General features: G+C 35.5%; 20 protein-coding genes. All 20 read right to left on the bottom strand.

Going from position 1 to position 25730, the window contains the following annotated elements; translation table 11 throughout:
• Nucleotides 1–5: 5 nt before the first annotated feature.
• Entirely contained in the window at nucleotides 6–3434 is a 3429-nt protein-coding gene (locus DOK81_RS05935; RefSeq protein WP_206909289.1) for a pyruvate carboxylase, read from the bottom strand.
• Between the two features lie 21 nt (nucleotides 3435–3455).
• On the bottom strand, nucleotides 3456–4622 hold the full coding sequence (locus DOK81_RS05930) for an FtsW/RodA/SpoVE family cell cycle protein (RefSeq protein ID WP_206909288.1): 1167 nt from the start codon (nucleotides 4620–4622) through the stop codon (nucleotides 3456–3458).
• Nucleotides 4623–4624: 2 nt separating this feature from the next.
• A complete protein-coding gene (locus DOK81_RS05925; protein WP_206899276.1) occupies nucleotides 4625–4927 on the bottom strand; it encodes a YlaN family protein in 303 nt (100 codons plus the stop codon).
• Between the two features lie 201 nt (nucleotides 4928–5128).
• Entirely contained in the window at nucleotides 5129–6877 is a 1749-nt protein-coding gene (gene recQ, locus DOK81_RS05920) for a DNA helicase RecQ (RefSeq protein ID WP_206909287.1), read from the bottom strand.
• A 241-nt stretch (nucleotides 6878–7118) separates the two neighbouring features.
• A complete protein-coding gene (gene typA / locus DOK81_RS05915; RefSeq protein WP_206909286.1) occupies nucleotides 7119–8948 on the bottom strand; it encodes a translational GTPase TypA in 1830 nt (609 codons plus the stop codon).
• A gap of 205 nt (nucleotides 8949–9153) precedes the next feature.
• Nucleotides 9154–9918 (bottom strand): inositol monophosphatase family protein, encoded by a 765-nt coding sequence (locus DOK81_RS05910; protein WP_206909284.1) that lies wholly within the window; start codon nucleotides 9916–9918, stop codon nucleotides 9154–9156.
• Between the two features lie 5 nt (nucleotides 9919–9923).
• Nucleotides 9924–10199, bottom strand: a complete 276-nt coding sequence (locus DOK81_RS05905) for a UPF0223 family protein (protein ID WP_206909282.1) — start codon at nucleotides 10197–10199, stop codon at nucleotides 9924–9926.
• Between the two features lie 142 nt (nucleotides 10200–10341).
• Entirely contained in the window at nucleotides 10342–12486 is a 2145-nt protein-coding gene (locus DOK81_RS05900) for a pectate lyase-like adhesive domain-containing protein (protein ID WP_206909281.1), read from the bottom strand.
• Between the two features lie 321 nt (nucleotides 12487–12807).
• A complete protein-coding gene (locus DOK81_RS05895; RefSeq protein ID WP_206909279.1) occupies nucleotides 12808–13128 on the bottom strand; it encodes a hypothetical protein in 321 nt (106 codons plus the stop codon).
• A 9-nt stretch (nucleotides 13129–13137) separates the two neighbouring features.
• On the bottom strand, nucleotides 13138–13905 hold the full coding sequence (locus tag DOK81_RS05890) for a class A sortase (RefSeq protein ID WP_206909277.1): 768 nt from the start codon (nucleotides 13903–13905) through the stop codon (nucleotides 13138–13140).
• The gene (locus DOK81_RS05885; RefSeq protein WP_206909275.1) at nucleotides 13892–14221 is read right to left on the bottom strand and encodes a hypothetical protein; all 330 of its coding nucleotides are present in this window, start codon (nucleotides 14219–14221) and stop codon (nucleotides 13892–13894) included. Before DOK81_RS05885 ends, DOK81_RS05890 begins: the two co-directional genes overlap by 14 nt.
• The gene (locus tag DOK81_RS05880) at nucleotides 14218–15639 is read right to left on the bottom strand and encodes a hypothetical protein (RefSeq protein WP_206909274.1); all 1422 of its coding nucleotides are present in this window, start codon (nucleotides 15637–15639) and stop codon (nucleotides 14218–14220) included. The genes DOK81_RS05885 and DOK81_RS05880 overlap by 4 nt, the downstream gene beginning before the upstream one ends.
• A 27-nt stretch (nucleotides 15640–15666) precedes the next feature.
• Nucleotides 15667–16734: a DUF916 and DUF3324 domain-containing protein gene (locus DOK81_RS05875; RefSeq protein ID WP_206909272.1), complete on the bottom strand. Its 1068-nt coding sequence runs from the start codon at nucleotides 16732–16734 to the stop codon at nucleotides 15667–15669.
• Between the two features lie 69 nt (nucleotides 16735–16803).
• On the bottom strand, nucleotides 16804–17388 hold the full coding sequence (locus DOK81_RS05870; protein ID WP_206909271.1) for a WxL domain-containing protein: 585 nt from the start codon (nucleotides 17386–17388) through the stop codon (nucleotides 16804–16806).
• A gap of 1 nt (nucleotide 17389) precedes the next feature.
• A complete protein-coding gene (locus DOK81_RS05865) occupies nucleotides 17390–17782 on the bottom strand; it encodes an LPXTG cell wall anchor domain-containing protein (protein ID WP_206909269.1) in 393 nt (130 codons plus the stop codon).
• Nucleotides 17783–17796: 14 nt separating this feature from the next.
• Nucleotides 17797–19965: a MucBP domain-containing protein gene (locus tag DOK81_RS12440; RefSeq protein WP_206909267.1), complete on the bottom strand. Its 2169-nt coding sequence runs from the start codon at nucleotides 19963–19965 to the stop codon at nucleotides 17797–17799.
• A 183-nt stretch (nucleotides 19966–20148) separates the two neighbouring features.
• Nucleotides 20149–20295 carry a hypothetical protein gene (locus tag DOK81_RS05855; protein ID WP_206909266.1) on the bottom strand — a complete coding sequence of 49 codons (147 nt, stop codon included), beginning with the start codon at nucleotides 20293–20295 and terminating at the stop codon, nucleotides 20149–20151.
• Nucleotides 20279–21607 (bottom strand): glycosyltransferase family 2 protein, encoded by a 1329-nt coding sequence (locus tag DOK81_RS05850; RefSeq protein WP_206909265.1) that lies wholly within the window; start codon nucleotides 21605–21607, stop codon nucleotides 20279–20281. Before DOK81_RS05850 ends, DOK81_RS05855 begins: the two co-directional genes overlap by 17 nt.
• Nucleotides 21608–21841: 234 nt before the next feature.
• Nucleotides 21842–23308, bottom strand: coding sequence for a hypothetical protein (locus DOK81_RS05845; protein WP_206909264.1), 1467 nt, complete (start codon nucleotides 23306–23308; stop codon nucleotides 21842–21844).
• Between the two features lie 416 nt (nucleotides 23309–23724).
• Complete coding sequence (locus tag DOK81_RS05840) at nucleotides 23725–25647, bottom strand: BglG family transcription antiterminator (RefSeq protein ID WP_206909263.1); 1923 nt, start codon at nucleotides 25645–25647, stop codon at nucleotides 23725–23727.
• Between the last annotated feature and the right edge of the window lie 83 nt (nucleotides 25648–25730).

Below are 25730 nucleotides of genomic sequence, written 5' to 3'. Positions count from 1 at the left end.
CAAATTTATTTTTCAGTCACTTCGATTAATAAATCACCTGAGTGGATGACTTCACCAGCACTTACGTAGACATGTTCGACTTTACCGTCAAAGCGCGCTTCAATCGTTGTTTCCATCTTCATTGCTTCTGTAATCAATAACGTATCACCTTTTTTGACGACGTCTCCTTTTTTCACCAATACTTCTAAAACAGATCCAGACATCGTTGCCCCGATTTGCTCTTTATTTGTTGGTTCAGCACGACGTTTCGCTTGAACTGAGCTGACAATTGAATTGTCTTTGACTAGTATCTCACGACGTTGTCCGTTCAAGTTGAAGAACAATACTCGATTTCCATCAATATCAGGTTCACCAATTTCATCTAGACGAATAATCAAAATTTTCCCACGCTCAATTTGAACATTTACTGTTTCACCCAATCGAATACCTTGGAAGAATGTCGGTGTATCCAACAATGTAACATCCCCAAATTGATTGTAAGACGTTTGATAATCTAAAAAGACTTGTGGATACATCAAATAGCTCAATACTTCATCTTTACGAGGAGTATACCCGATTTTTTCTGTCAACTCTGCTTTTACTTTTTCAAAATCGATTGGTTCAGCTAATAATCCTGGACGCTTCGTAAATGCCGGGCGTCCTTTCAAGATGATTGCTTGTAATTTCTCTGGGAATCCACCAACCGGTTGGCCAAGTTCTCCTTGGAAGAACGTTACGACTGACTCAGGGAAACTTAAGTTTTCACCATTTTCATAAATAGCTTCTTCCGTCAAATCATTTTGGACCATAAATAACGCCATGTCTCCTACTACTTTAGAAGAAGGAGTCACTTTTACGATGTCACCAAACATCAAGTTAACTGTATGATACATTTTCTTGATTTCGTCCCAACGATGACCAAGGCCAACAGCTTTTGCTTGTTGTTGAAGATTTGAATATTGTCCGCCCGGCATTTCATGCATATAAACTTCTGTTTCAGGAGCATTCAATCCATTCTCAAAAGGTTTATAGTACATTCTGACATCTTCCCAATAGTGATTCAATTCTTGGGCATGTTCAATGTTGATTTCTGGTAAACGTGGACCGTTTACCAAAGCATAATATAAACTACTCATACTTGGTTGACTCGTATTGCCACTCATTGCACTCATTGCCACATCCACGATGTCCACACCTGCTTTTGAAGCAGCAGAATAAGTGATGATTCCGTTTCCGCTAGTATCATGTGTATGCAAATGGATTGGTAAATCTGTTGTTGCTTTTAATTCACTAATTAAGCGATAAGCTGCTTGTGGTTTTAATAACCCAGCCATATCTTTGATTGCAATGATATGGGCACCTAGTTGCTCTAACTCTTTCGCCATGTCTTTATAGTATTGCACATTATATTTTGCACGACTTGGATCATTGATATCACCAGTATAACAAATTGCTGCTTCAGCCACTTTTCCTGCATCACGCACTGCTTGGATACTTTTTTCCATTTGTGGTGTCCAGTTCAAGCTATCAAAAATACGGAAAACATCAATCCCTTGTGCTGCTGCTTCTTGGACAAACTCCACTAGAACGTTATCAGGGTAGTTAGAATAACCAACTGCATTTGATCCTCTAAAGAGCATTTGTAACAATGTATTAGGCATCAACGCACGGATTTTTCTAAGTCGTTGCCATGGATCTTCATTTAAGAATCGATAAGCAACATCAAAGGTTGCACCACCCCACATCTCACTTGAAAATAATTCAGGTAACGCCTCACCAGTTAAGCGAGCAATTTTCTTGAATTCTTGGGTTCTTACACGCGTAGCTAACAGACTTTGATGGGCATCCCTAAATGTTGTATCTGTTAACAGAAGATTCTCTTGATTCGTGATCCAATCAACTAAAGCATCCGCACCTTTATCATCTAAAACATTTTTGGCTGTCACATAGTCTTCACGTAGGTCCAATGACGTTGGTATTCTTGGCTCATCATAAAATGGTTTTTCCAGTTTTTCGATTCCAGGGAATCCATTAACGGTGATTTCACCAATATATTTCATGGTTTTATTTCCTCTGTCACGCAAACGTGGAAATTCAAATAACTGAGGCGTATTATCAATGAACGTCGTTTTGGCATGCCCTGATTGAAATTCAGGGTGAGTAATCACATTAAGCATAAATGGAATATTCGTTTTAACCCCGCGAATTCTAAATTCTTTCAAACAACGTTCCATTTTTTGGATTGCTGTATCAAAATCTGCCGCGTGGGTACACACTTTTACTAGCAATGAATCGAAGTAAGGTGTCACCACATAACCAGCATAAGCATTGCCGACATCTAAACGAACACCAAACCCACCCGGTGAGCGATAAGTATCGATTTTTCCTGTATCTGGTAAAAAGTGGTTTAACGGATCTTCCGTTGTGATTCGGCATTGGATAGCTGAGCCATTCAATTGAAGATCATTTTGTTGTGGCAGTCCAATTTCTTTATGGAGGTCTTTTCCTTGTGCAATCAACAACTGGGTGGTCACAATATCTACGTCAGTAATCATTTCGGTAATCGTGTGTTCAACTTGGACACGTGGGTTGACTTCAATAAAGTAGAAGTTATCTCCCTCTACTAAAAATTCAACAGTTCCTGCATTCACATACCCAACATGTTTCATTAACTGAACGGCTGCTTCACAAATTTTTTGGCGCTGTTCTTCACTTAAAGATACACATGGAGCAACTTCGACGACTTTTTGATGGCGGCGTTGCACAGAGCAATCACGTTCAAAAAGATGAATCACATTTCCGTGAGTATCCCCTAAAATTTGGACTTCAATATGTTTGGGATTACCAATATATTTTTCTGCGTAGACCTCATCACTACCAAAAGCAGCTTTTGCTTCACTTTTAGCACGCTCATAACCTTCACGAGCACTTTTTTCATCATAAGCCACACGCATTCCACGTCCGCCACCGCCAAGAGCAGCTTTGATCATGATTGGATAACCATAAGTGTCTGCAAATTGTAACGCCTCTTCAACCGTTGCGACTGGTCCATCAGTACCAGGGATTGAAGCAATCCCTGCTTCGATTGCGGCCGTCTTTGCTTTGATCTTGTCACCAAAAATATCTAAATGATGAAGCTTAGGACCCACAAAAGTAATGCCCTCTTCTTCACAGCGACGAGCAAAACTCAAATTTTCTGATAACAACCCATACCCAGGATGAATGGCATCCGCACCACATTCTTTTGCAATTTCAATGATTCCTTCAATATCAAGATACGCATCAATTGGTTTTTTTCCTTTACCAACTAAATAAGCTTCATCTGCTTTAAAGCGATGGACAGAATATTCATCTTCTTGTGCGTAAATCCCAACAGTTTTAATTCCTAATTCTGTACAAGCACGAAATACTCGCACAGCAATCTCTCCACGGTTAGCAACTAAAACCTTTTTCATCGAACCACTCCTACATCTTTTTTAGTATAATCCTAGATTTTTCCGTTTTTCATCTGCACTAATATTAAGTACAAATCCGACACACACCGAGAGCATCAGCAAACTTGATCCTCCCTGACTTAAAAATGGGAAAGTAATCCCAGTTAAAGGAATAACACCAGTAATCCCACCCAAATTGATGAACACTTGGATTAAGAACATTCCACCAACCCCTATACATAACAACGAATTAAATGGATCACTTGAGCGAATCCCAACTAGAATAATGCGAGCAATCATGAAAAAGAGCAAAGCTAAAATCAAGACTGCCATAATCAAGCCAAGTTCTTCTACAACGATAGCGAAAATAAAGTCTGTTTGTGCTTCTTGTAAGAAGCCTTTTTTCTGAATACTGTTTCCTAAACCGCGACCAAATAAACCACCGTTGAAAATCGCATAGTAACCATTGACCATCTGATGCCCTTTATCAAGTTCATCAGCAAATGGATTTTGAAAAATCGAGAATCGACTATAAATATATTGCAAACGTGCCGGCAAAATTTTCCCATGGGTGACATTCATCAACCAAATAACGAAAATACTTAAACCGACTCCACCGATTCCCACAATCCAAGTATAATAATAGTTTACACCACTTGCTAAAAGCATTACTAAAACAATCAAGAAGATAACTGTTGCATTCCCAAAATCAGGTAAGATTGCGACAATCACTGTCAGACCAAGAACCAACGCTAAAGGTCGTTTGATTGAGCCAACAAAATCTTTTTGCACACCATTTTGACGATTTGCCAACGTCAATGACAAATACCAGATAGCAATGATTTTTAAATACTCAGCCGGCTGAATGGAAAAACCTGCAATGGTTAGCCAACCTTTGGCTCCATTTACTTCTTTCCCAAAAAATAGCACGATGATCAACAAGAGACCTAAAACAACAAAAGCAATCATGATCAGACGCTGATTTTTCAAAACATCGGTCTTCATCTTATATAAAAGTGCAATTGCCACTAAACTCAATACCCAAAAGACGCTCTGGTTAATCACTGACGACATGGGGTTTTGACCATTTTCTAATAATAAATACGAAGTAGAACTATACACCATAATCAAGCCTAGTGCGCATAAAATCAAATAGGGAATTAAAATCGTATAGTCCATTAAATGCCGTTTTTTTACTTTTTTAGGCAAGTTTATTCCTCCCTGCCACTTTCATTTTTTTCATAGTTTTCCTGATAAACATCATTATATAATTGATTCAGTTCACGTTCTAGTTCACTCAAAATTAGCTGTCCTTCGTCTTTTTCAATGATTCCCACACGAATAGCAAAGCTAACTTGTTGAGAAAAACCATACATCTGCGTATCCACCACTTCTTCAAATGCTTTGCATTGTGAAATACACAGACTGTTTTTTTGATTACGAATCAAACGTTTGATCCGATTTGCATCTTCTTTTAACACGTGAACAGCGAATTCTTTGGTTAGAGAATCCATCTATGTCTACCCCCTATTCTAATTTACTCATTATAACATACTTGATTTTTTAACGAACAGTAAAATCAAGGGATTCCTCGCTTTTTTTATCTATTTTTTTCTTAAAGTAGATACAGATTTTTTTCAGCTTACAAACTTTTTCAAAAATTTTTTTCAAAAATAAAAATCAGTTTTATCAAACAAACTTTCCTATGTTCTTTTTTACATTGTTTCATTCAAAACTTTTAAAAATGCTTCACCATATTTATCTAATTTACTTTGTCCAACCCCTTTGATTTGTAACATTTCTAGTCGATTTGTTGGACGTACTTGACTTAATTCTTTCAATGTCGAATCAGAGAAAACCACATAAGGAGGCACTCCAGCATCAGCGGCCAAGTCTGTTCGCAACTCACGAAGCTGTTCAAACAAGGTGTCATTTTCTGCTAATTGTCGAACTTTTTTCGCCTCTTTTCGATAAACTTTCTGTTCATTTTTCAACACTTGGATTCCTTTATCAGTTACTTTAAGTACTGGAAACTCACCTGTCACAGATAACAGGTAACCACTTGAAATCAAATATTCAATGAGTTGTAAAATATCTTTTTGAGATTGCTTCTTCAATAGTCCATAGGTCGACAACTGTTGAAATCCTAACGTTTTTACTTTCTGTTCTTTAGAACCCGCCAATACCTTCATCAAAAGCTGTTTTCCGTAAGCTTCGCCCATTCTTTTAAGACAAGATAGCACCATTTGTGCTTCAGTCGTTACTTCAATTAGCTCACGATCATCTAGGCAGTTTCCACATCGATTACAAGGCGTACTTTTTTCGCCAAAATAAGTTAAGATATATTGTTGCAAACAAGACTCAATATACGCATATTCAGTCATTGCTTTTAATTTCTCGTATTCTTTTTGTTTTTGGTTTTCGTCACGTTGTGATTGTTGGATAAAAAATTTTTGAACTTGAATATCTTGAGCAGCAAACAACAAAATGGCCTCACTTGCCAATCCATCTCGTCCTGCTCGTCCTGCTTCTTGATAGTAGGCTTCTAAAGATCCAGGAATTTGATAATGGATCACAAAGCGAACGTTACTTTTATTGATTCCCATACCAAAAGCATTAGTTGCTACAATCAACTGAATACGGTCAAATAAAAACGCTTCTTGCATTTCAGTTCGCTCCCGTTCATTTAATCCACCATGATAGCGTCCAACTGAAAAACCAAACTTTTGTAACAAATAATACACACGATCCACTTCTTTTCGTGTTGCCGCATAAATAATTCCAGATTGATTTTTATTTATTTTTAAATATTCAAGCAAATATTGTTCCTTTTTTTGATCTTTGATTACTTGAAAAGTTAAATTTTCTCGAGCAAAACCAGTTTGAATATGATTGTTGTCAGGGATTTTTAAAAGTCTTTTGATATCTGTAGCCACTTGAGTAGTTGCTGTAGCTGTTAAGGCTACGATTGCTGGACGACTCGGTAACTGGGCCAAAACCTCAGCCATTTGCAAATAGCTTGGACGAAAATCGTGTCCCCATTGTGAAATACAATGGGCTTCATCGATTGCAATCAGTTCAACTTTCCAATCGCTCATTGCCTGCTGAAAATCAGGCATAATAAAACGTTCCGGCGCAACATAGAGTAATTTACACTGATTGCGATTCAATAAATAAAATCTTTCAGCTGTCTCTTTTCCTGTTAAAGAACTGTTGATAAATGTCGCAGGAATCCCTAGCTGGTTCGCTGCATCGACCTGATCTTTCATCAAAGAAATCAAGGGCGACACAACGATTGTTAGTCCATCCATCATAATTGCTGGTAGCTGATAACAAATTGATTTCCCACTACCAGTTGGCATAATGCCTAAGACATCTTGTTGGTCAAAAATTTTTTGAATGATTTCTTGCTGACCAGGACGAAATTGTTCATAACCAAAATATTTTTTTAATATTTCATACATATTGTGACTCCTTTCTTTTTTAGTTTACTTCGAGATACAGCACAGTACAAGCACCCCTTGTGGAACAAAGAGAAAATATGAAACATTTACGGAGAGATTTCAAGGTTTTTAAAAAACTTTTAAAAGTTTTTATCTGTTTTGACGAGACTTTTCTTCTTTTTCTTTTTCACTTCTCCACAGATGAAAAAAGACCAGCTCATTTTGAACGAGCTGGCCTTAAGATTATTCATTCATCAATGAATTATTTTTTCTTTTTAGATGCTTTTTCACGAGCATTTTTGTTTAAGATATGTTTTCTCAAACGAATTGATTCTGGCGTTACTTCGCAGTACTCATCATCATTCAAGAATTCAAGTGATTCTTCAAGTGTTAATTGCTTAGGCTTTTTGATGACAGAAGTTTGATCCTTATTAGCAGAACGAACATTAGTCATTTGCTTTGCTTTAGTAATGTTGACTGTTAAGTCATTATCACGACTGTTTTCGCCAATAATCATACCTTCATAAACATCTGTACCTGGTTCTACAAAGACTGTTCCGCGTTCTTCAATACTCATGATTGAGTAAGTAGTTGCTTTACCAGTATCAATAGAAACTAATGCACCTTGGTGACGTCCACCAATTTGACCAGCTAACATTGGTAAATATTGATCGAATGTATGGTTCATGATACCATATCCACGAGTCATTGAAAGGAACTCGGTTGAATAACCAATCAAGCCACGAGCTGGTGTTAAGAAAGTCAAACGAATTTGACCATTTCCAGTATGAACCATGTCTTGCATTTCACCTTTACGCAAGCTTAATGATTCAATCACGCTACCCATGTATTCTTCTGGTGTGTCGATTTGTACACGTTCAAAAGGTTCACATTTCACACCATCAATTTCTTTTTCGATAACTTCTGGACGTGATACTTGTAATTCATAGCCTTCACGACGCATGGTTTCAATCAAGATTGACAAATGTAATTCCCCACGTCCTGAAACAGTCCAAGCGTCAGGTGAATTTGTTGGTTCAACACGTAGAGACACGTCTGTTTGCAATTCAGCCATTAGGCGTTCTTCGATTTTTCTAGCTGTTACATATTTACCTTCGCGACCTGCGAATGGTGAATTATTAACTAAGAATGTCATTTGTAAAGTTGGTTCATCAATGTGTAAAATTGGTAAAGCATCTTGATGGTCAACTGGTGTAACAGTTTCTCCAACGAAGATATCTTCCATACCAGATACAGCAATCAAATCTCCAGCTTTTGCTTCTTCGATTTCTAGACGTTTTAGTCCAAAGAAACCAAATAATTTTGTTACGCGGAATTTTTTAACTGTTCCATCAAGTTTCATCAAAGCTACTTGGTCACCAACCTTGATTGTTCCACGGAATACACGACCAATACCGATACGTCCAACATAATCATTGTAATCAAGCAATGAGACTTGGAATTGTAAAGGTTCGTCGCTATTATCAACTGGTGCAGGAATTTTTTCAATAATTGTATCAAAAATTGGCGCCATTGTTTCTTCTTGATCTGCAGGATCATCAGACAAGCTTGAAGTTCCGTTTAATGCAGAGGCATAAATAACTGGGAAATCTAATTGATCGTCATCCGCACCTAATTCGATGAAAAGTTCAAGTACTTCATCAACAACGTGTTCAGGGCGAGCAGATGGTTTGTCAATTTTGTTCACAACAACGATTGGTGTAATGTGTTGTTCTAAAGCTTTTTTCAAAACAAAACGTGTTTGAGGCATTGTCCCTTCGTAAGCATCAACAACTAAAACTACACCATCAACCATTTTCATGATACGTTCAACTTCACCACCGAAGTCCGCGTGTCCAGGTGTATCCATGATGTTTACGCGAATACCTTTATAATCAACAGCTGTATTTTTAGCTAAGATTGTAATCCCACGTTCTTTTTCTAAAGCATTTGAATCCATCGCACGTTCTTGTAATTGTGTATGTGCGTCTAATGTATCTGATTGTTTCAATAACTCATCAACTAATGTTGTTTTTCCGTGATCGACGTGGGCAATAATTGCTACGTTACGGATATCGTTTCTATAATTCAATGTAACTAACTCCTTCTTTTATCAGTTTATTTCTGACAGGGCAATTTACTCGACTGCTTATTATAGCAAACTTTTTTCATGAAATATAGTGAAATGTTTTCATTTTTTCGCGAAACTTAATAAACTGTCAACTTTTTTTCATTTTCATCACGAAAAATCCCACTTTCCAGTTTTTTAAGCTTCATTTGCCTCCGATCACATCTCTTCACATCTCTAATAATGAATGGATTTGCTTGAACGCTTTTGATGTTGCAGCGACAAACAATTCGCGTCCATGAAAAGCTAACTGATCTCCGTTCATATTACTATAGAAGAAATCGAATTCCTTTAGCAAAACACAGCCAGCTGCATAATCCCATGGACTCAAGTTTGACAAATAACCAATATGATTTCCTTTGAGCATCGCAATCATTTCCAACCCCGCACACCCAGTGATTCTGACACCCATACTTTCTTCGCCAATCGTTCGAATATTAAATTTATTATGGGCAAATAAATAGCCATTCATTCCTAGTAATCCAGCCTCTAACGCCTTATCTTCAGGCTTTGGAAGTTGCAAATCATTTTGATAGATGCCTATCCCTTGTCCGCCCCAGTACAATTCATCTTTCATCACGTCATAAATAAAGCCTAATTGCCCTACGCCATTTTCATACATAGCCAGCATGATGCAAAAATTTTCGCCTTCCATCACAAAATTAAGTGTTCCGTCAATGGGGTCAATAATAAATACCCGTCCAGTTAAATCGGTTAGTTCATTGTAGCCATCTTCTTCAGCCAGTATTTTTGCTTCTGGATCAAATGCCATGATCTTTTGAACTAGAAATTGTTGAACTTTTCGATCCATATTCGTGACTAAGTCTTTTCGATTTGTTTTTTCAAAGACTGTTAGTTGTTGCCGTTCACTCGCTTTGACTTTTTCGCCTGCTTCAAGCAACCAACTTTTGATTTCGTGAATTATTGGTTCCATTTAGTTCACCCATTCATCTTCAGAGTTTTTTTCTGATTTTTTTTCGCCATTTGGACTGTTCGATAAAGCGAATAACCCGACACTTTTTCAAACTCTCGACCTAATCGTTTTTCTTCCCCAATGGATTTCACTACTGTTTTAAACTGCTGATAAGCAGCTAAAAAATTTTCATTATTAATCCCAACTTCATTCGCTTTTTCTAAGGCTTCCCACATATTCATCACGGTCACCATTTCATCCGTTGTCCAATCTAAATCAATTGGATATTGGTAATCTTGCATGCACTCATTCCTCCATTTTCTACTCCACCTTAGTTTATCACAGCTCATGTATTTTCAACAGAATCCTGCCAATCAAAAAAAGAAAACCACACATCTCTTTTAACAAAAGAGTGTGTGGTTTTCTAAATACATATTCAACTAATTACTTCACCACTAAATAACCAATACCATCTTTTTCTAATGGTGCAATCGTATGGCTACCAACGGTTGTTTCTGGAATTTCAGTAAAAATATGGGCATAATTATCACGGACAGCACTTCCGACATTTAAGTCTTGTGTTTCGTTAAAGTCGCCTACTTCAAGTGTGACACTTAATTTATATTCTCCTGGTTCTAACCCAGCTAGCACAGTATCTTCAACAATTGCCTGATATCCATTGAAAACACCGTTATTGTACCAATCATGGTTTGCACAGGCAAATGTTCCTACCTCTGTCCCATCGGCCGCTGTTAGATGAAGTGTCTTCTTCACAGCATCTTTATTCGTTAAGTCCAAACTACCATTATCGATTGATCCTTCTAAAACCAATCCATAATTTTGCCAGTAGCCTAGTTTGAAGAAATTGATTGTTTGATCTAAATGACTAACGATTTGCGAAACATACTCACTTTCCTTGCCATTAATTACTTGGTTCACGTCGATCTTAGTACCTTCTGCTTGTGGTTCAATCGTGATTGTCCAACGACCGTCATCTCCAACGGTGCCTGTTCCAAGTAACACGCCATCTACATAGGCATTAATTGTTGCTCCTGGTGTCCCAATTCCGGTTAACTGTTTATCCTTGTCATTCACAACATTGAAAACAGGTGCGTCGATTTTTTCTTCATGCGTAACTACTTGTGAGACTTTGTCACTTTCTTTCCCATCGATTACTTGGTTCACATCAATTTTTGTACCTTCATTTTGTGGTTTCACTGTGATTGTCCACTTTCCTGTTGAATCTACTGTCCCCGTACCAATCAGCGTACCGTCTACATAGGCATTCACTGTTGCTCCTGGTGTTCCTGTTCCAGATAATGTTTTATCTTGATCGGTAACTGGATTAAAGACTGGTGCATCAACAACAATCCCATCATCTACAAATGAACCACCTTGAATTTTCCCATAATTTGTAAATGGTGATGATTCAAAATGTGGATCAGTTGATGAATAGTTCGTTGTGTGTATTCCTGCGTGAGTATAGCCTAAAATATTGAAAGAGGATTTTACTGGACCCGCAATAACTTCTTGAGGATCAGCTTCCTCTACGCGATCTACCCACCACAAATTATAGCCGGTTGGTGAGTCTAAGGTAACATGTGCAGTAGTTGCATAACCTCCCAAAACTGGACCTTCAGCGTGATGATTCGTAATTGAATAATTTGAACCATTTTCAAACGTAATTTCTTTTCCAGCAATAATCGTACTATGATTCCCATTTGATTCTGCTTCAATCGTTGCTCCGCTTCGAACAAAGAAGTTACCTGAAGTAACAAGGATACTTTCATAAACAGTATCCTCTGTATGAATTTTCAAGTGACTACCATCTTTCAATTCTAGCGTACTTCCGGAAGCTAAATTGATTCCTCGTTGATCAGCAGAATTGATTTCCATTGTACCTTCATTGACCATAGCAAATTTTGATCCGCCTAAAATCGAAGTTTTTTCCGCTTTGATCGTCACGCTCGCATCTTTTCCAACTGTTAATGTACCTTCAGCATAGCCCATGCTCAAAGCAGATAATCCTGATGTATCTTCTAAGTTAACAGTCGCTCCTGGTAATACTTCCAACTCTTTTCCTTGGAAAACTTCCTCTGTCGTAGAAACACTTGATACTTTACCCTCTAAAGTCAGTTTTCCTTCTGGTAAGTAAATCATTTGTCTTCCTGAATGGTCGACATTTTTATATGTAATATTTGCTGTGTGTGAACTCCAAAGTAACCCGTATATGTCCGTATTGATAATTTTTACATCTTCCATTAAGCCAACTGTATCTGCTTTTGTAAAATAAAGTTGGTGTAAATCAGCATCAATTGTATGTCCATTCCCGTGAATATTTTTTGTCAAATTGGTAATTGATTCAGTTGCTTCTAATGTGATATCAGCTGTTAAATTAATATCTGTTACATTTACATCTTTAATCGCTGTTTTGAATTCTTCCCATGTTCCAACGTCTACACTGCTTTTTACTTGTTTGACTTCGATAGCTGGCTGGCTTGTCTCAGCTTTGACCGAATCCGCATGACCTAATAACGCTACTGAAAATAAAACACCTGATAAAGATAAAATAATCGACGACTTTTTCATAACAAAACCCCTATACATTTATTTTTTAAAAAAACGGTTATAACAATAATACTTTTAAAAAAATAAAATAATTATTACCGCTTACAAAAACTAGTATAACACCCTTAAATTACAACGTCAACATTAAAAGATAACAAAATTTTAAAATATATAAGTTATTTTATATGAAATTTAAAATAAAAAAATAAATATAACGTCCATTAAAATAACCTAATAATCAAATAGTTGCTGTTTTATTTATCAAATTGATCCATTTAGCAATAAAAAAAATACCTGATACACAATTTATATCGGGCATTTTATCTCAAGAATAGTAGTGATTTACAAGTGTAGAATAATTGCTTTTGCATCATTTAAAACCTTATTTTTAGCATTTGTCCATTGCCCATCAATCCCAATAACGAAATCATCACTTGTCTTACTAATGATATTAGCATCATCTTGAACGCTAATTCGCCAAGTTTTGACCAATTTTTTTGCTTCATATAGTGAAATGGAAGTCACTGGACAACGATTTTCTAAAAAAACTGTTTCTATCTGGTAATTGTATGCACCCATACGTGGCAATTTTTTATTCAAACTAGAGATTCTTTCTAAATAATATCTTTGTTTATAGCTTGATACCTTTCCATAATAGTTCATAATAACACCTCAAATCTTATTACTAAATAAAATGACACTCGTACCCACGATTGCGATCAAACCAAAGAAAAACAATTGTAAATAGACTTTTCGGATTATTTTTTTACTTACTTGCTGGATTTTTTCAATCGAGTTCTTTGATGAAAATTGTTTGTTAGCTGTTGATTTTTGAGACATTTCTACTATTTTTGCTTTGACTAAAATCCGTTTCGTTGTCTCTGATGCTTTGTCGCATGTCAGCAATGTCAAAGTTTTTGCTGGATTTTCTTCGATATAGTTCACTTCTTGTTCATCAATTATTTTTTTCTCAGTAATCACATAATGATAGCTCTTCCCTAAGTAGTCCAAATCAATTTTCTGACCCTTTTTTGCATTTGCTAATTTGCCAAACAACAATCCTTTTTCACTTAAATGATGTCCCAAAAAAATCATATTGTCTTTCAACGGGTCTCGCCTAGGATACATTGTTGCCGCACCAATTAGCATAGCATTTTGACTAATTCCAGGAAAAACCGGGACAGCTAATGCCAACTGAGGAATTGATAATACACCAATCGCCTCTAGTTCTTCACTTTTTGCTGTAAATACATCACTAACCGTTGCTGACTTTACTTCTTCAAATGGAATCGTCTTGCCATTTTCAAGATTATCGACCATCTGATACTTAGCCGTTACGATGTGTTGGGTAAAAATCGAATTTTCAACGTACTGATAGCTAATTAACGCTAATCCCACATAAAAAAAAAGCAAAAAATAACTCTTTTTATTCCCTCTCATCTGATTTACCTCCAAAAATGAGCGTACCTGATAAGCTTTCAAAAAGATTTCCTAGCTTAGTTGACGATAATGCGCCGCTTCCAAAATTAGCAATTTTCTTTTTACTGATCCCATTCGTTGGTGCAAAACTAGTCACCGGTTGCGTGGCTTTCTTCTTTTTGATATTTTTTTCATAAAAACCAATACTCGTTTCTTTCGCATGGTCTTCCTCACGTATAATTTCTTTTTCTGCATGATACAATTTTGGAACACTGGGCTTTTCTCCATTCATCAGCATAACCGAGCTAAACAAAAAAACGATTAAATATTTTTTCATAGGCTATTTCTCATTCCATAAATTTTTGATACCAAATTCCCGAAGACTTTCCAATCTTTTGAACTTGGTGGGCTGTTCCAAATCAAGTAGTCACTTTCGACTATTTCAGGCAATACATCAGATAAATAAATATCTGTTTGAGGTGAGTACTGATTGTCAACTTTGAGGGTAACGAACGGTAAATGAACAATGTTATTGGCAATATAGTTGTTGTATTGTTCCCCTAAAGTAAAATCAATCGTGATCGTGATTGCTTTTTTTTGATTTTGATAGGCTTGACTATTGACAAGAATCAAAAGTATTTCTAATAATACTTGCTGATTTTCAGTTTGATCACCAATTAGCGAGATTGTTTCTTTCTTACCCAAAAAGTGTAAAATTTGTCCCATTTCTTGAGTAAAACTATCAAAGAAGAAATCTAAAATAACATAAAAATGCCCATCTAGTAGACTATCTTTGTAATAAAAAAACTTGAACAATAATTCAGATAACTGATGATTCAAACATTCATCTGAGGACTTGATCCCCACTGTGCTCAATAATTCTTGCGTCAAATCTGCCAATTTATTTTCTTTCCCTACGTTACGTTCTTTTTCTTGGCAAAGATACTGATTGATTCGGAGATAATTGATCAAGGTAACCACATCGGTTGTTTGGGTCTTGTCCTTTTTTTCAGTAAAGTGGTGATAGCTCTTAGTGATTGGCTCCACGTAACATTCATCTGTTGAAACAAGCAACCTGTCAGTTACACTGTTTTGTCCGTTCTCCACTCGAAAAAAAGAAACCAAACAATAATACAAAAGTTTCGTTTTTTTTAATCTTCCCAATGGTTCGATGATTCTTAATTTTTGTAATTCATCAATAAAAGCTGATGCCTTTTCCCACTCCTGCGCAGAAAAAGGATTCTCGTAATTTTTAAAAATATAAAAGTAAATCTGTGCTAAAAAAATGCGCAACTTACTTTCATTGACCTGTCCAACCAAAAAATTCATTTGATGCATATCTAAAAAAGATTCCAGTTTATTTTTGATGACATAAGAATAAGAAACACTAACATAATGATAGTAACTGTAGTTTTCCATAATTTCTTTGGTGTTCATACCATTTTTTAAGAAGTAATCTAAAAGGCTAAATAAATAAGATTCTCTACCATATTTCCAAATCAAACGATTGATTGAATCTAAACAGTTTTTCTTATAAATATATTTACTTTTATTTTTGGAGATAAAGAAGTAGTCATCTAACTCCATTGTTTTAAAGTCTTCGATCAATAAGCCTAAAAGTTTATTTGCCCGAAAATAAGTTAAGTCAAATTGTTTTTCAATATCTTTGACTGCAAAAGCATCCGTATCTAAATTATCAATATAAGAGAATAACATCAGCTTGGCCAACGTCTCTTTTTCAAATAGTTCCTTCATATGATTCCTCATTAAAATAGCTACTACTTAGCTGGCGCTATCTTCTTTCTGTAGTTCATTCATTAATTTTTTGATTTTCTGATTTTTCTTGTGAATGTAAATAAAGATAATAATAAAAAGAAGCAATAAAATGCCACAAATCAAAAGAATCAGATAAAGCGTCGTATGATCCTTTTTCTCAGCAACTGCTGTTCGATTCAAATCAGTGGCAGTTTTTTCCGAAATAGTAAAATTTTGTGTGAATTTCCATTTGTTGCCCTTTGATTCCGCAGTCAAAGTTGCTGTATATTTCCCAGGACTTAAATTTTTCCCGTCCGTGCGAATATCGAAATTATAAACGGAGTTAGGTGCTTGCTGTCCATTTTCAATTTTAGTGGTGTATAATACTTCTTTCTCATTCATTTTGCGAATGCTACCATTGACGTTCAATTTATTGATAAACATCCCACTGGTATTTTTCAAAGGGAATTTGATACTGTTTCGTCCATTCACTTGTTCTACTTTGATTTTTCCGGGTTCAATAATAGGTTTCGTTACTTCTTTTTCACCGTGTAAAATCAATGCGATCGTATAACCATATTGATTTTGAACTGCCATACTGCTTTTATTCTTTCCACTGTCTTCATTTTCTTTTTCAAGTTCTTCGACAATGTTAATTCCACCCGCTACAACACCATCAAAATTTTTTTCCGGCGCAGTAATCGTATACGTTAATTCCTTGGTTTCTTTTGCTTTTAAAGCAAGTTTTTCTGTCTGGACTTTTACCAACTGTTTCATATCATTGGTTAAGTTAACTGATTCAAATTGCTGGCTATTTTTGTACTCTACAACGCCGTTACTATTTGTTGACGCATGATCAACGTTCGTATCAATCACAATTGGATGGTCGGCATTATTCGTAACTTGAACAACTAACTCGGTTGTTTCTTTTGGTTCCAGTTGTAAGTCGTAATAAGACAATGTTTGATTTACTTGTTTCTCTGAAGGTAATGGATTTACTTGGAAATCAACAGAGGCAGCTGATACAAATTGGAATGAGTAGAAAGAGCAGACTGAAATAGCAACGAATAAAAAAGCTTGGATTTTATTTTTCATTTTTTTCTCCTTTAAAAAAATAGGAATAGATAGCCTGATGACTGTCTATTCCTACATCTTTACGAATGACTAGTTGTTTGCAACGCCATCTGTTAATACCCAATTAAGTGTAGTTGTATATTGACCAGCCACTTTGACTGTTGCACCAGGAACGCTTAGAGACGCTGTTCCTTTAGCAAAATCTTCAATTGCTAAACCATTCCCTTCACCTGTTTGAGCATCCATGATGACTGCAGCTTCATTGGTTGTTTTCAAAGCAACACCTGTTTTTTCATGTGCAATTGCTGTTGAGTTTGCATCAATCGAAGGTGAAACTAATGTAATTTCTGCATTTGTTAATTCATGTGTACCATTTTTGAATTGACCATTTTCTGAAACTTGTAATGCCCAACCTGCTTCTGTCCCACGTATGTCTTGAACAGTGCTGACAGTATCTGTTTCAGAAGTGTAAACTTCATCAGCTGCTGAAATTGCATGCATACCGAAGTCAAGATCCGCGGCACTCACTAATGTCAACGCGCCACTATCAGGTGTTTTGAACCCAACTTCACCTGTTGTATTTTTTTGGTCGACTTCAGCAGCATAAACAGTTGCACCCGCTGTTGCTGATAATAACGTTGCTGATAATACTAATCCCATAATTACTTTTTTCATTTTAAAATTCCTCTTTTCGTTTTTTGAATAAATAAATGACCCCCACCATTAGCAGGAAATATCCGCTCATCGTGATAGGTGCTGAATCAACAGCTCCAGTTTTTGGAAGTACGCCTGATGTAACATGATATGAACCTGATTGTGTAGTGTCAGGAACAAGTTGTCTTGTTTCATTATTAACTGTGTTATTTGTTGTTTGATCGTTATGATTATTTATTTGATTGCTTGAATCTTCGCCTGAATCACTTATATTACTATCCCCTGTTTCATAGAAACCAACGGCTGCTTTCGTTGTACTCGAATCAGCAACTTGTTCCGCCTCAATCCGAGTAGCAAAGCCAAAGAATAAGATGAAGGATAGTAACGCGGCGAAGCATTTGTTTCTTTTTTTCATAGCTTTCTATCCCCTTATTCATTTGGTACCACATCGTTTAAATCCCATTCGATGGTCGCATCATACGTATCGACAACAGCTTTTCCACCGGGAACAAATAATTGAAGAGTATCTGCTTTTGACTGCCAGTCTTGAGACACATTCTGTTCCTCATGGTCGCTTGTTGTTTGATTATGAATCACAACACTTTCATCTGTTGTGATTGCTTGTTTTCCTTGACTTGGATTCATGTAATAGAGTGTAGCACCAAGTTTTTTACTTGTTGTTGTGCCAATAAATGCTTGATTTAATTTTGCAGTTAAACTCCAAGTAGAACCATTTTTACGTAAATCTTTGATGAGTAAGTTCTTATCCAAAGATTTTAACGAATAAGTTTCGTCTTTTGCTGAAATAGTGTGCTCACCAAATTGCAGTTTTGTTGGCGCATCAACAAAGAGAAGTTTGCCTTGATAAATATATGTGACTGTTTGAGCTTTATCAGTAAATTTGCCTTCTTTATTATCTGGTTCTTTGAGTAAAGTATAATTATCGATTGTTTTTGCTTGAGACGTATACGGATCATCAACCTTACCGTTCAAAACATCTTTTTCAGCGATGTCATTCCCATCTTCATCCACATATTCAACAGTGACAGGTGCACCATCTTTTCTTTCTAAGATTGTCACCGTTGCTGTCTTAGTTGAAATATGTCCAGTAGAATTCGTAACAGAGTATGTTACTTTGTATTTTCCGGGTGTATCCGCTTGGACTTGGCTATCATCGACCGTTACTTGGCTACTGATATCGCCGTCATTCGTATCTTTAGCAACAATATTTTTTAATAATTTTTCTTTGATATTCGCAGCTGTCAAGTCTCCAACATAAAATGTTTTGTCTTCAACACTCAAGTTAGCAAAAACAGTACTGTCGCCTGTTGTTAAGAACTGGTTATTCAAATCAAAATGTTTACCACCAGCGATATTTCCTCCGTTGGCTGTAGCCATATAGATATAAGATTGGCTTGGGTACGTGATGCTATCATTATTGGCATGAGCACTGACACTAGCTTCGTAACTACCATCACGTTTGATGTAGCCTCCAGAAGTTTTTTCTGACTGTAAATCAATCCAAATTTCATTGTTGTCTGGTTTGGTAGCATCTCGATACACTTTATAATATTGCTTAGGAATCACCGCTTGTGTTATTGTATCTCGAACAACAATGTTTGCTATATCTTCATCTGTAATAGTAACTTTTCCGTTTCCTATTGGTTCGATGTACCAAGCAAAACGATAAAAACAATCAGCGGGTAAAATGTTTTCACCAGAATAGTTGACCTGAATAAAATTTTGAATCACATCTGACGTACGGGTAAAATTACCAGTTGGTAGTCCACCTACATTAGAACCATCTTTGCCAACAAAATTCCCAGGAGTTCCATCTGAAATTCCCCAGTAAGAGTTAACATAATCGTAAATCGGTGGTGTATTCGTATCCACAGTTAACTTAGGTGTTCCAACAATTGTCGGAATGTCTTGTCCGTTTGATGTCGTCGTTGCTGAGACATTATATGTTGTCCCAGTATTTCCAATTACTTTGGTATGGAAATCAGCTGAAATCGTCGTATCACCAACAATGTCATTTTTAACAACAAATGTGATCGTTCCAGCATTTTTGTCAATGGTTACATCAAAATAGCTTGAAATATTTTCATCTGTTAAGTCAATTGCGCTATAATCAATTGCTTCTGTCGGAATAGAAATAACTATTGTTGTACCTGCAGGAATCGAATCACCATCTTTGTTAGTCAAAGTAACCGTTCCAGTATAAGTTGTATTTAACGTATAAACACTAGAATTCGCTTTATAAGAAACAGAGCCTGTAGCAATTTTTGGAGTTATTCTGGGGAGAACATCTTTTTTGATTGCATCATCTGCTTTTGTTTCATTTTCCGTTGCACTCGTCGCTGTTTCCGCTATAATAGAACTTGAAATATTTTTTTCTTTCGACTCTTTTACGGAAGTACTCGTCTGATCACTTGAATTTTCAGAGGTTTGAGTGGTCTTTGTTTTGGTTGCTTTCGATGAAAGAGTTGTTTGATCGGTTGTTTCTGCGTGAACAATTGTTACAAGATTATTTGCTACTGATAAAGTTAGAAACACGCTACTTAATAAAACAAACTTCTTATATGTTGAACTTTTCACTTTTCACACCTCCCTTCAATTGTATTGCACTTAAATAACATATGGTTGTTATTTACTTACAAACACATTGTACTAATCTTCAAAAAAATTTTCCTCTTTAATAGTTGAAAATTTTTTTTAATTTCAAAGAATAACTCAGACACCTAACATAATTATGGGCTTCCTACCAGTGAATCTCTTAACTTATGCACCCATAAAGAAGAATGCTAAAATACCAGCAATCACAACTAAATAAGTCAAATTTTTACCAAAGTAACTAATCCCTCGCTCTTTATTCGTCTGTTGACGACTTGTTTTTTTATTTAGGCTCAAATTATTTTGTACTTGCATATTGTTCACCTTCCAAATCTTTGTATTGTACAGAATGTACTGTTTTATTCCATTTATTTTGTGGCTTGAACCACGTGAAGAAACCTACGATTTGCGCAATCATATACGTTAATGAATTATAAATAAAGCAGTAAACCAAGCGAATAAAAAACAGAATTTTTTTCCACCAAGTATTTTTCAGTTGGAAATACTCCTTACCTTCTTCAATAAAGTAAACGGTTGGTATGATCAAAAAGTTGAAAGCTTCCATTGTTAACCAGAATGTGATAACAGAAAACAAATTAGGTAAATATTTCAACAAACGAATATCAATGATTCCTAACGCTAAAATAATTAAGTAAGCTACTGGGCGTACCATTGAATAAGAATAAAACAAGGTTTCAATCTTACTCATCAATTCATTGAAGTGCTTTGATTTAAATAAAGAAATGAATTGTTTAAATGTTGTTGAAAATGCTACATACCAGTGACCTTGTGCCCAACGTGTTCGTTGATGATGACTCGCCAAAAAACTATTTGGTTTTTCATCATGGACAACTGCAAATTGATTCCAACCACTTCTTAACCCATTCATTGACAACTCCACTTGCAATTCGAAATCTTCTGTATAACTTCTTGGATTCCACCCGCGTTCCAGCAAATAAGTTGTATCCAAAATAAATCCTGTTCCACCAATCGCTGCATTCCAACCCAAAACATAGTTTGCAAATTGAACAGCACGATTTGTAATAAAGTAAACAGCGGAATAACCAGAGGCAGTAATTGACGTGAAAACATTTTTCATACCCAAATAGCCTTGGATCACCACAAATTCTGGATGTGCTAGACTTTGTGAATTCATTTCCGTCAAATAATTTGGTTCTACGATGTTATCTGCATCGATAAACGCAATATAATCATATTCTTGCCAGCTTTCATTGTTGATAAAACTTGCAATCGCATGAGGTTTCCCTCTTGGCTCATCCGGTTTCGACGTATTTTCAAATACTTTTGCCTTGCCGATACTTCTAACGATTTCCGCTGTATTATCCGTACAATTATCAGCAATCACAACAATATCAAACAAGTTTGGATCATATTCTTGCCGAACCAACGCTTCGACGGTTTCCTTGATTACCGCTGCTTCATTATGTGCAGGAATCAAAAATAAAAACTTCTTTTGTGGATCAACTATTTCATAATCTCTTTTTGGCGTGACCAAACCAAAAACAGATAATGCCGTAAAAAATAATAAATTTGCAAAAACGAGCACAATCAATGCTGTGCAAACCCAAGATAACGGTTCAAACAAATAATTTGGTAATGTAAACAACTAAAATTCCTCCTTGTCCTTCTATTAAATAGTAGCACCCTCTCGAAGAGACGACTTCTCATTATTTGAAAAATTTTTTCTATAATATTGAGAGATCATTTCACGAAATTTAGTATAGCAAGTGAGATTTTTCCTTTCCTCTTTAAAATTCAAAAAATAAACAGGGATTATTTCAGTTTTATGGAATAAGTTCCACAACCATTCCTAAAATCAAATAGAAGAACTACTGAAAACTCAATTATTTTCAGTAGTTCTTCTATTTTTTTCTTCAAAAATTTTTCTTTCCAGTAAGTTGTAGTTCTCCGGAAAATTGCTTTGATCCCAATAATAATATCGTTGTTCTTTTGGCATTTTTTGTTTCATAAGTGAATAGTTGATTAACAGTAAATCACATTCTGCAGTGGAAATTTCCTCAACGATCAAGACCGTGACAAAGCCAAAATTTCCCAAAAAAGATTTAAGATCTTTGATACACGTATTTCCTAACTCTTTTGATAAACCAACTGTAATAACTGGTGCACGATACTTACGGTAATGAAGGGTCAATAACACACAGAGTAATAGTAATGATTTGTTTTCCTTGACAGTCTGAAGCTCGCCTTCATTAATCACCTTTTCTCTCAGCGTAAATAAGTATTTCTGGTAGCTCGCTGGCAATAATAATCGAATCAGCTGGACGAATTCTTTGGTGTTATTCCCGACCAACTTATTCGCAACTTCTGAAAAAAGCAACACATCATACACAAATTCACTCTTGCTAATGAGTTCAAATTGATTTTTTTCAAGTAAATGAAGATATGTTTTTATAAATAATGCTACTTTTTTATTCTCACTCACTCGTTGTTTGGCAAATTCTCTTTTCTGGTCCGATGTAATCTGTTCATTTAAAATAAATAAATTGAGAAACGTACTCAAAAATTTTTTCTCTGCACTTCTAACCTTCTTGGGTAAATGGTGCCACAATTCCGTATAGGGATGACTTTGCTCACGAAAAAGTGTTTGTACATCTTGACTCAATACAAAGTCTGTCAAATATTTCTTCGATACATAGCGACTTTCCAACACATTTAATAATAAAATCAGTTGCTGTTTTGTAATAAATGAGAGTTCTTGATTCACAATCGCTTGGTATCTCTTCTCATTGTCAAGATAGTTAAATAAGTTTTCTTGCCCCCGGTACCCCCACCACAATGAAAAATAGAGAAATGTCCGGTAAGTGATTTCTTGACTGTCATTGGTTACTTTGAAAGTTAAGTTCATTTGATAAACAGCTAACAAACTTTTTAACAACTGAATTTTCCGATGAAAAGTTGAGATACTAATCAAATGTTTTTGTACATAGTTTAATTCATTTTTATTTGGGTGGCGCATTTTGTAGACTAAATAAGTGAATGTAACACTTTCTTTTTTTAACAAAAATAAACGATAGCTATCAATCGTGAACAAATGTCCTTCTTCTTTGCGAAACACTTTCCCTGTTTTTAAAATAAATTGAGAATCGCCGTATTCTTGCATTTCGTCTTGAATTATTTCTTTTGCTAGCGTTTGAATTCCTTGGTAAGAAAGATTAAATTGTTTTGCTATATCTTTTAATGAAATTTTTTGTTCTTGCATGACCAAGTACTTAAATAAATGAAGTTTATTTCGACTATTTGATTCAAAAAACAAGGTCTCAAACATCCCGTCAACTAAATGGTTCATTCTGTTCACCCATATTCCTTAACTTTTCTAAACCTATTTCTTGTTTATGTATACAATAACATCCAGCTCTGTTTTGATTGCTTATCCTATTTCTTTTGTTGATTGCCACAACAAAGAAAAAACTCTTTACTAAAAAAACACAATATTATCATTATAATAACATTTTAACTAATTTTATTTCATAAATAAACAAAAAAAGTAACACTGCCTGAAACTTCACTAACGGGCAGTGTCACTTTAAGAAAATCTAATAATTCGAACTAGTTTAATAATACCACACTTATTTTATAATACAAATATTTTGCTAATGAAGTAGCAAAATATTTCTTAAAGAAAGAGATGAAATGAATTCAATGATAAAAAAACATCTACTATCCCAAAAAATATATTCACTCATTCTTAACTTTACTTATCTTTTACTCGTAGCTAGACAGCAATGTTAAGATTTCTAACGGATGGTCCGTTTGCAGTAGTTGATTCATACGTTCAGGTTGTTTTTCCAAATAATGGATGACAGAGAACAACTTTTTGAATTCTGGATGTTTCAAATCATTTTTTTTGACTGCCAGCAACAGAACAACACAAATTTGTTCGCCATGCCAAGTAATTGGCTGCTTCATCGTCGCAATCGAAATCGTTGAATGCTTGACATAAAATGGATTGCCGTGAGGAAGTGTTACCAGCGAAGCAACCCGTGTGCTTGAATGACGATCTCGTTCTAGAACGGATTCAATGAATTCCGGGTATACATATTGATTTTCAACTAGAACATCACCCATAAAAGACAAGATTTCCGTTGGATCTGTCAAATCTAAATGTGAGAAAATCAAAAACGGATTCGTAAAACTTGCCAAATCAAATGTTTTTGTTCGTTTGTTTGGTACATGTTCTAACATGTATTTCGTTAACCTCGATAAATCTGTTTCTGTAATCATCGGTGAAATCTCAATTACAGGAATGCTTTCATGTTGAAAGGGTAATGTTGTCAAAATAAAATCAACCGGTGGAAATGCTTCGAGCTTCAGCTCAGGACTATATTCAATTAAATCCAGAATCGTCAATTCAGGAAGTTCACGATTCAGCCTTGCCTCAAGAAAAGTTGCCATTGCTTTTGAATATTCACTAACTAAAATCGTTTGATATCTCCGACTTTTTTGATGTTGGTGACGCTCAATTGCTGCTTGGAAATGGATCGTCAAATAAGCAATTTCATCTTGTGGCACATAAAAGGGTTCTTTCTCAAAATAATCTTCCAAAATCAATTGAAGAACTAAGAATAATTGCGTATACGTGCTAAACACATTTTTCGTTAAAGGATTTGAGATTGTTAATCCATAATTCAAACGAAAATAAGTAGAAGATAAGTGAGAACTCAAATTTTGGACTAAAAGTTGATCTTCCTTCAATGAATAATCTAAAAATTGTTCAACTTGATCAATCAAGTGAATAGCTAGTTCATCTGCTTCACCTTGAAAACGCGCAGCAGACTGCGACTTAGAAAATAAGTTAGCAATTCTTAACGCTAAATAGTTGATTTCATCCGGTGAAAATTCAATGGGATACACGTTTGCTAACTTGGCTAAGACTTGGCTACTGATTTTTTGCGCTTGTGTATGATTGACTGCTTCATTTTCATCTTCACTTAATTTGACTTTTTGTAGTTGCTTCATGCGTTCCAACATAAAGTAAATATGGATCTCAACCGTAGACAAGCCTGCAGGTTCCTCTAACTGATTTTCATAAAAAACATCTCGCAAGGTGTGTTGGATTACTTTTAGCGTATCTTTCGCAAAAAATTCCTTCAAGGATGGACTTTGTGGATCTGTCTTTTGCATATTACGCAAGGTCTTCACCAATAATTGTCTTTTTTCTTGCTCATCACCCGTGATAAATGTCCCCAGTTTAGTTTTTGACACTAACGCCAAATGATGTTGTTGAAAAAAACTTTGCAAATCTGTTAATTCTTTTCTAATTGTACGGCGACCAACGAATAATTTTTCCGCTAATTCTTCAAGACTTAGGCCATCTTTTGCAACTAACAAATGAAAAATCAATAATTGGCGTAACTGACTTCTTTCCAACTCAGTTTCATCATTTTCGTTCAACAGACGTTTGACTTGATCTTTTTCATGGGGTAAGCCAACCAGTAGGATACCTGTTCCTTTTTTTCTTTCAATAATCAAAGGTAACTGATGCGCCTTCAACCAGTCTTCGATTTTATTTAAATCACTATGGATCGTGCGCTCAGAAACTTGAAAGCACGTTGCTAATTCTTTGGTTGTTAAATAACTATTACTTTTTATTAATTGGTAAATTAAAGATTGTTGGCGTTGATTCATTAAGAAAAGAAGCTCCTTCCTGAATAAAAAATCGACTATGATAACACATCTATTATGTCTCATCACAGTCGATTTTTCATCTT

Source organism: Enterococcus sp. DIV0660C (assembly GCF_017316125.1).
Taxonomy (GTDB): Bacteria; Bacillota; Bacilli; order Lactobacillales; family Enterococcaceae; genus Enterococcus_B.
The sequence above is the reverse complement of the archived record's forward strand: the minus strand, read 5'-3'. Positions and strand labels throughout refer to the sequence as shown.

Bases quoted from the DNA above. Each gene is read 5' to 3' on its own strand.
- DOK81_RS05925 (WP_206899276.1), bottom strand. From the start codon at position 4,927: ATGGATTCTCTAACCAAAGAATTCGCTGTTCACGTGTTAAAAGAAGAT.
- DOK81_RS05845 (WP_206909264.1), bottom strand. From the start codon at position 23,308: ATGAACCATTTAGTTGACGGGATGTTTGAGACCTTGTTTTTTGAATCA.
- DOK81_RS05875 (WP_206909272.1), bottom strand. From the start codon at position 16,734: ATGAAAAATAAAATCCAAGCTTTTTTATTCGTTGCTATTTCAGTCTGC.
- DOK81_RS05865 (WP_206909269.1), bottom strand. From the start codon at position 17,782: ATGAAAAAAAGAAACAAATGCTTCGCCGCGTTACTATCCTTCATCTTA.
- DOK81_RS05885 (WP_206909275.1), bottom strand. From the start codon at position 14,221: ATGAAAAAATATTTAATCGTTTTTTTGTTTAGCTCGGTTATGCTGATG.
- recQ (WP_206909287.1), bottom strand. From the start codon at position 6,877: ATGTATGAAATATTAAAAAAATATTTTGGTTATGAACAATTTCGTCCT.
- DOK81_RS05910 (WP_206909284.1), bottom strand. From the start codon at position 9,918: ATGGAACCAATAATTCACGAAATCAAAAGTTGGTTGCTTGAAGCAGGC.
- DOK81_RS05935 (WP_206909289.1), bottom strand. From the start codon at position 3,434: ATGAAAAAGGTTTTAGTTGCTAACCGTGGAGAGATTGCTGTGCGAGTA.
- DOK81_RS05880 (WP_206909274.1), bottom strand. From the start codon at position 15,639: ATGAAGGAACTATTTGAAAAAGAGACGTTGGCCAAGCTGATGTTATTC.
- DOK81_RS05900 (WP_206909281.1), bottom strand. From the start codon at position 12,486: ATGAAAAAGTCGTCGATTATTTTATCTTTATCAGGTGTTTTATTTTCA.
- DOK81_RS05890 (WP_206909277.1), bottom strand. From the start codon at position 13,905: ATGAGAGGGAATAAAAAGAGTTATTTTTTGCTTTTTTTTTATGTGGGA.
- DOK81_RS05840 (WP_206909263.1), bottom strand. From the start codon at position 25,647: ATGAATCAACGCCAACAATCTTTAATTTACCAATTAATAAAAAGTAAT.
- DOK81_RS05855 (WP_206909266.1), bottom strand. From the start codon at position 20,295: ATGCAAGTACAAAATAATTTGAGCCTAAATAAAAAAACAAGTCGTCAA.
- DOK81_RS05870 (WP_206909271.1), bottom strand. From the start codon at position 17,388: ATGAAAAAAGTAATTATGGGATTAGTATTATCAGCAACGTTATTATCA.
- DOK81_RS05905 (WP_206909282.1), bottom strand. From the start codon at position 10,199: ATGCAAGATTACCAATATCCAATTGATTTAGATTGGACAACGGATGAA.
- DOK81_RS05895 (WP_206909279.1), bottom strand. From the start codon at position 13,128: ATGAACTATTATGGAAAGGTATCAAGCTATAAACAAAGATATTATTTA.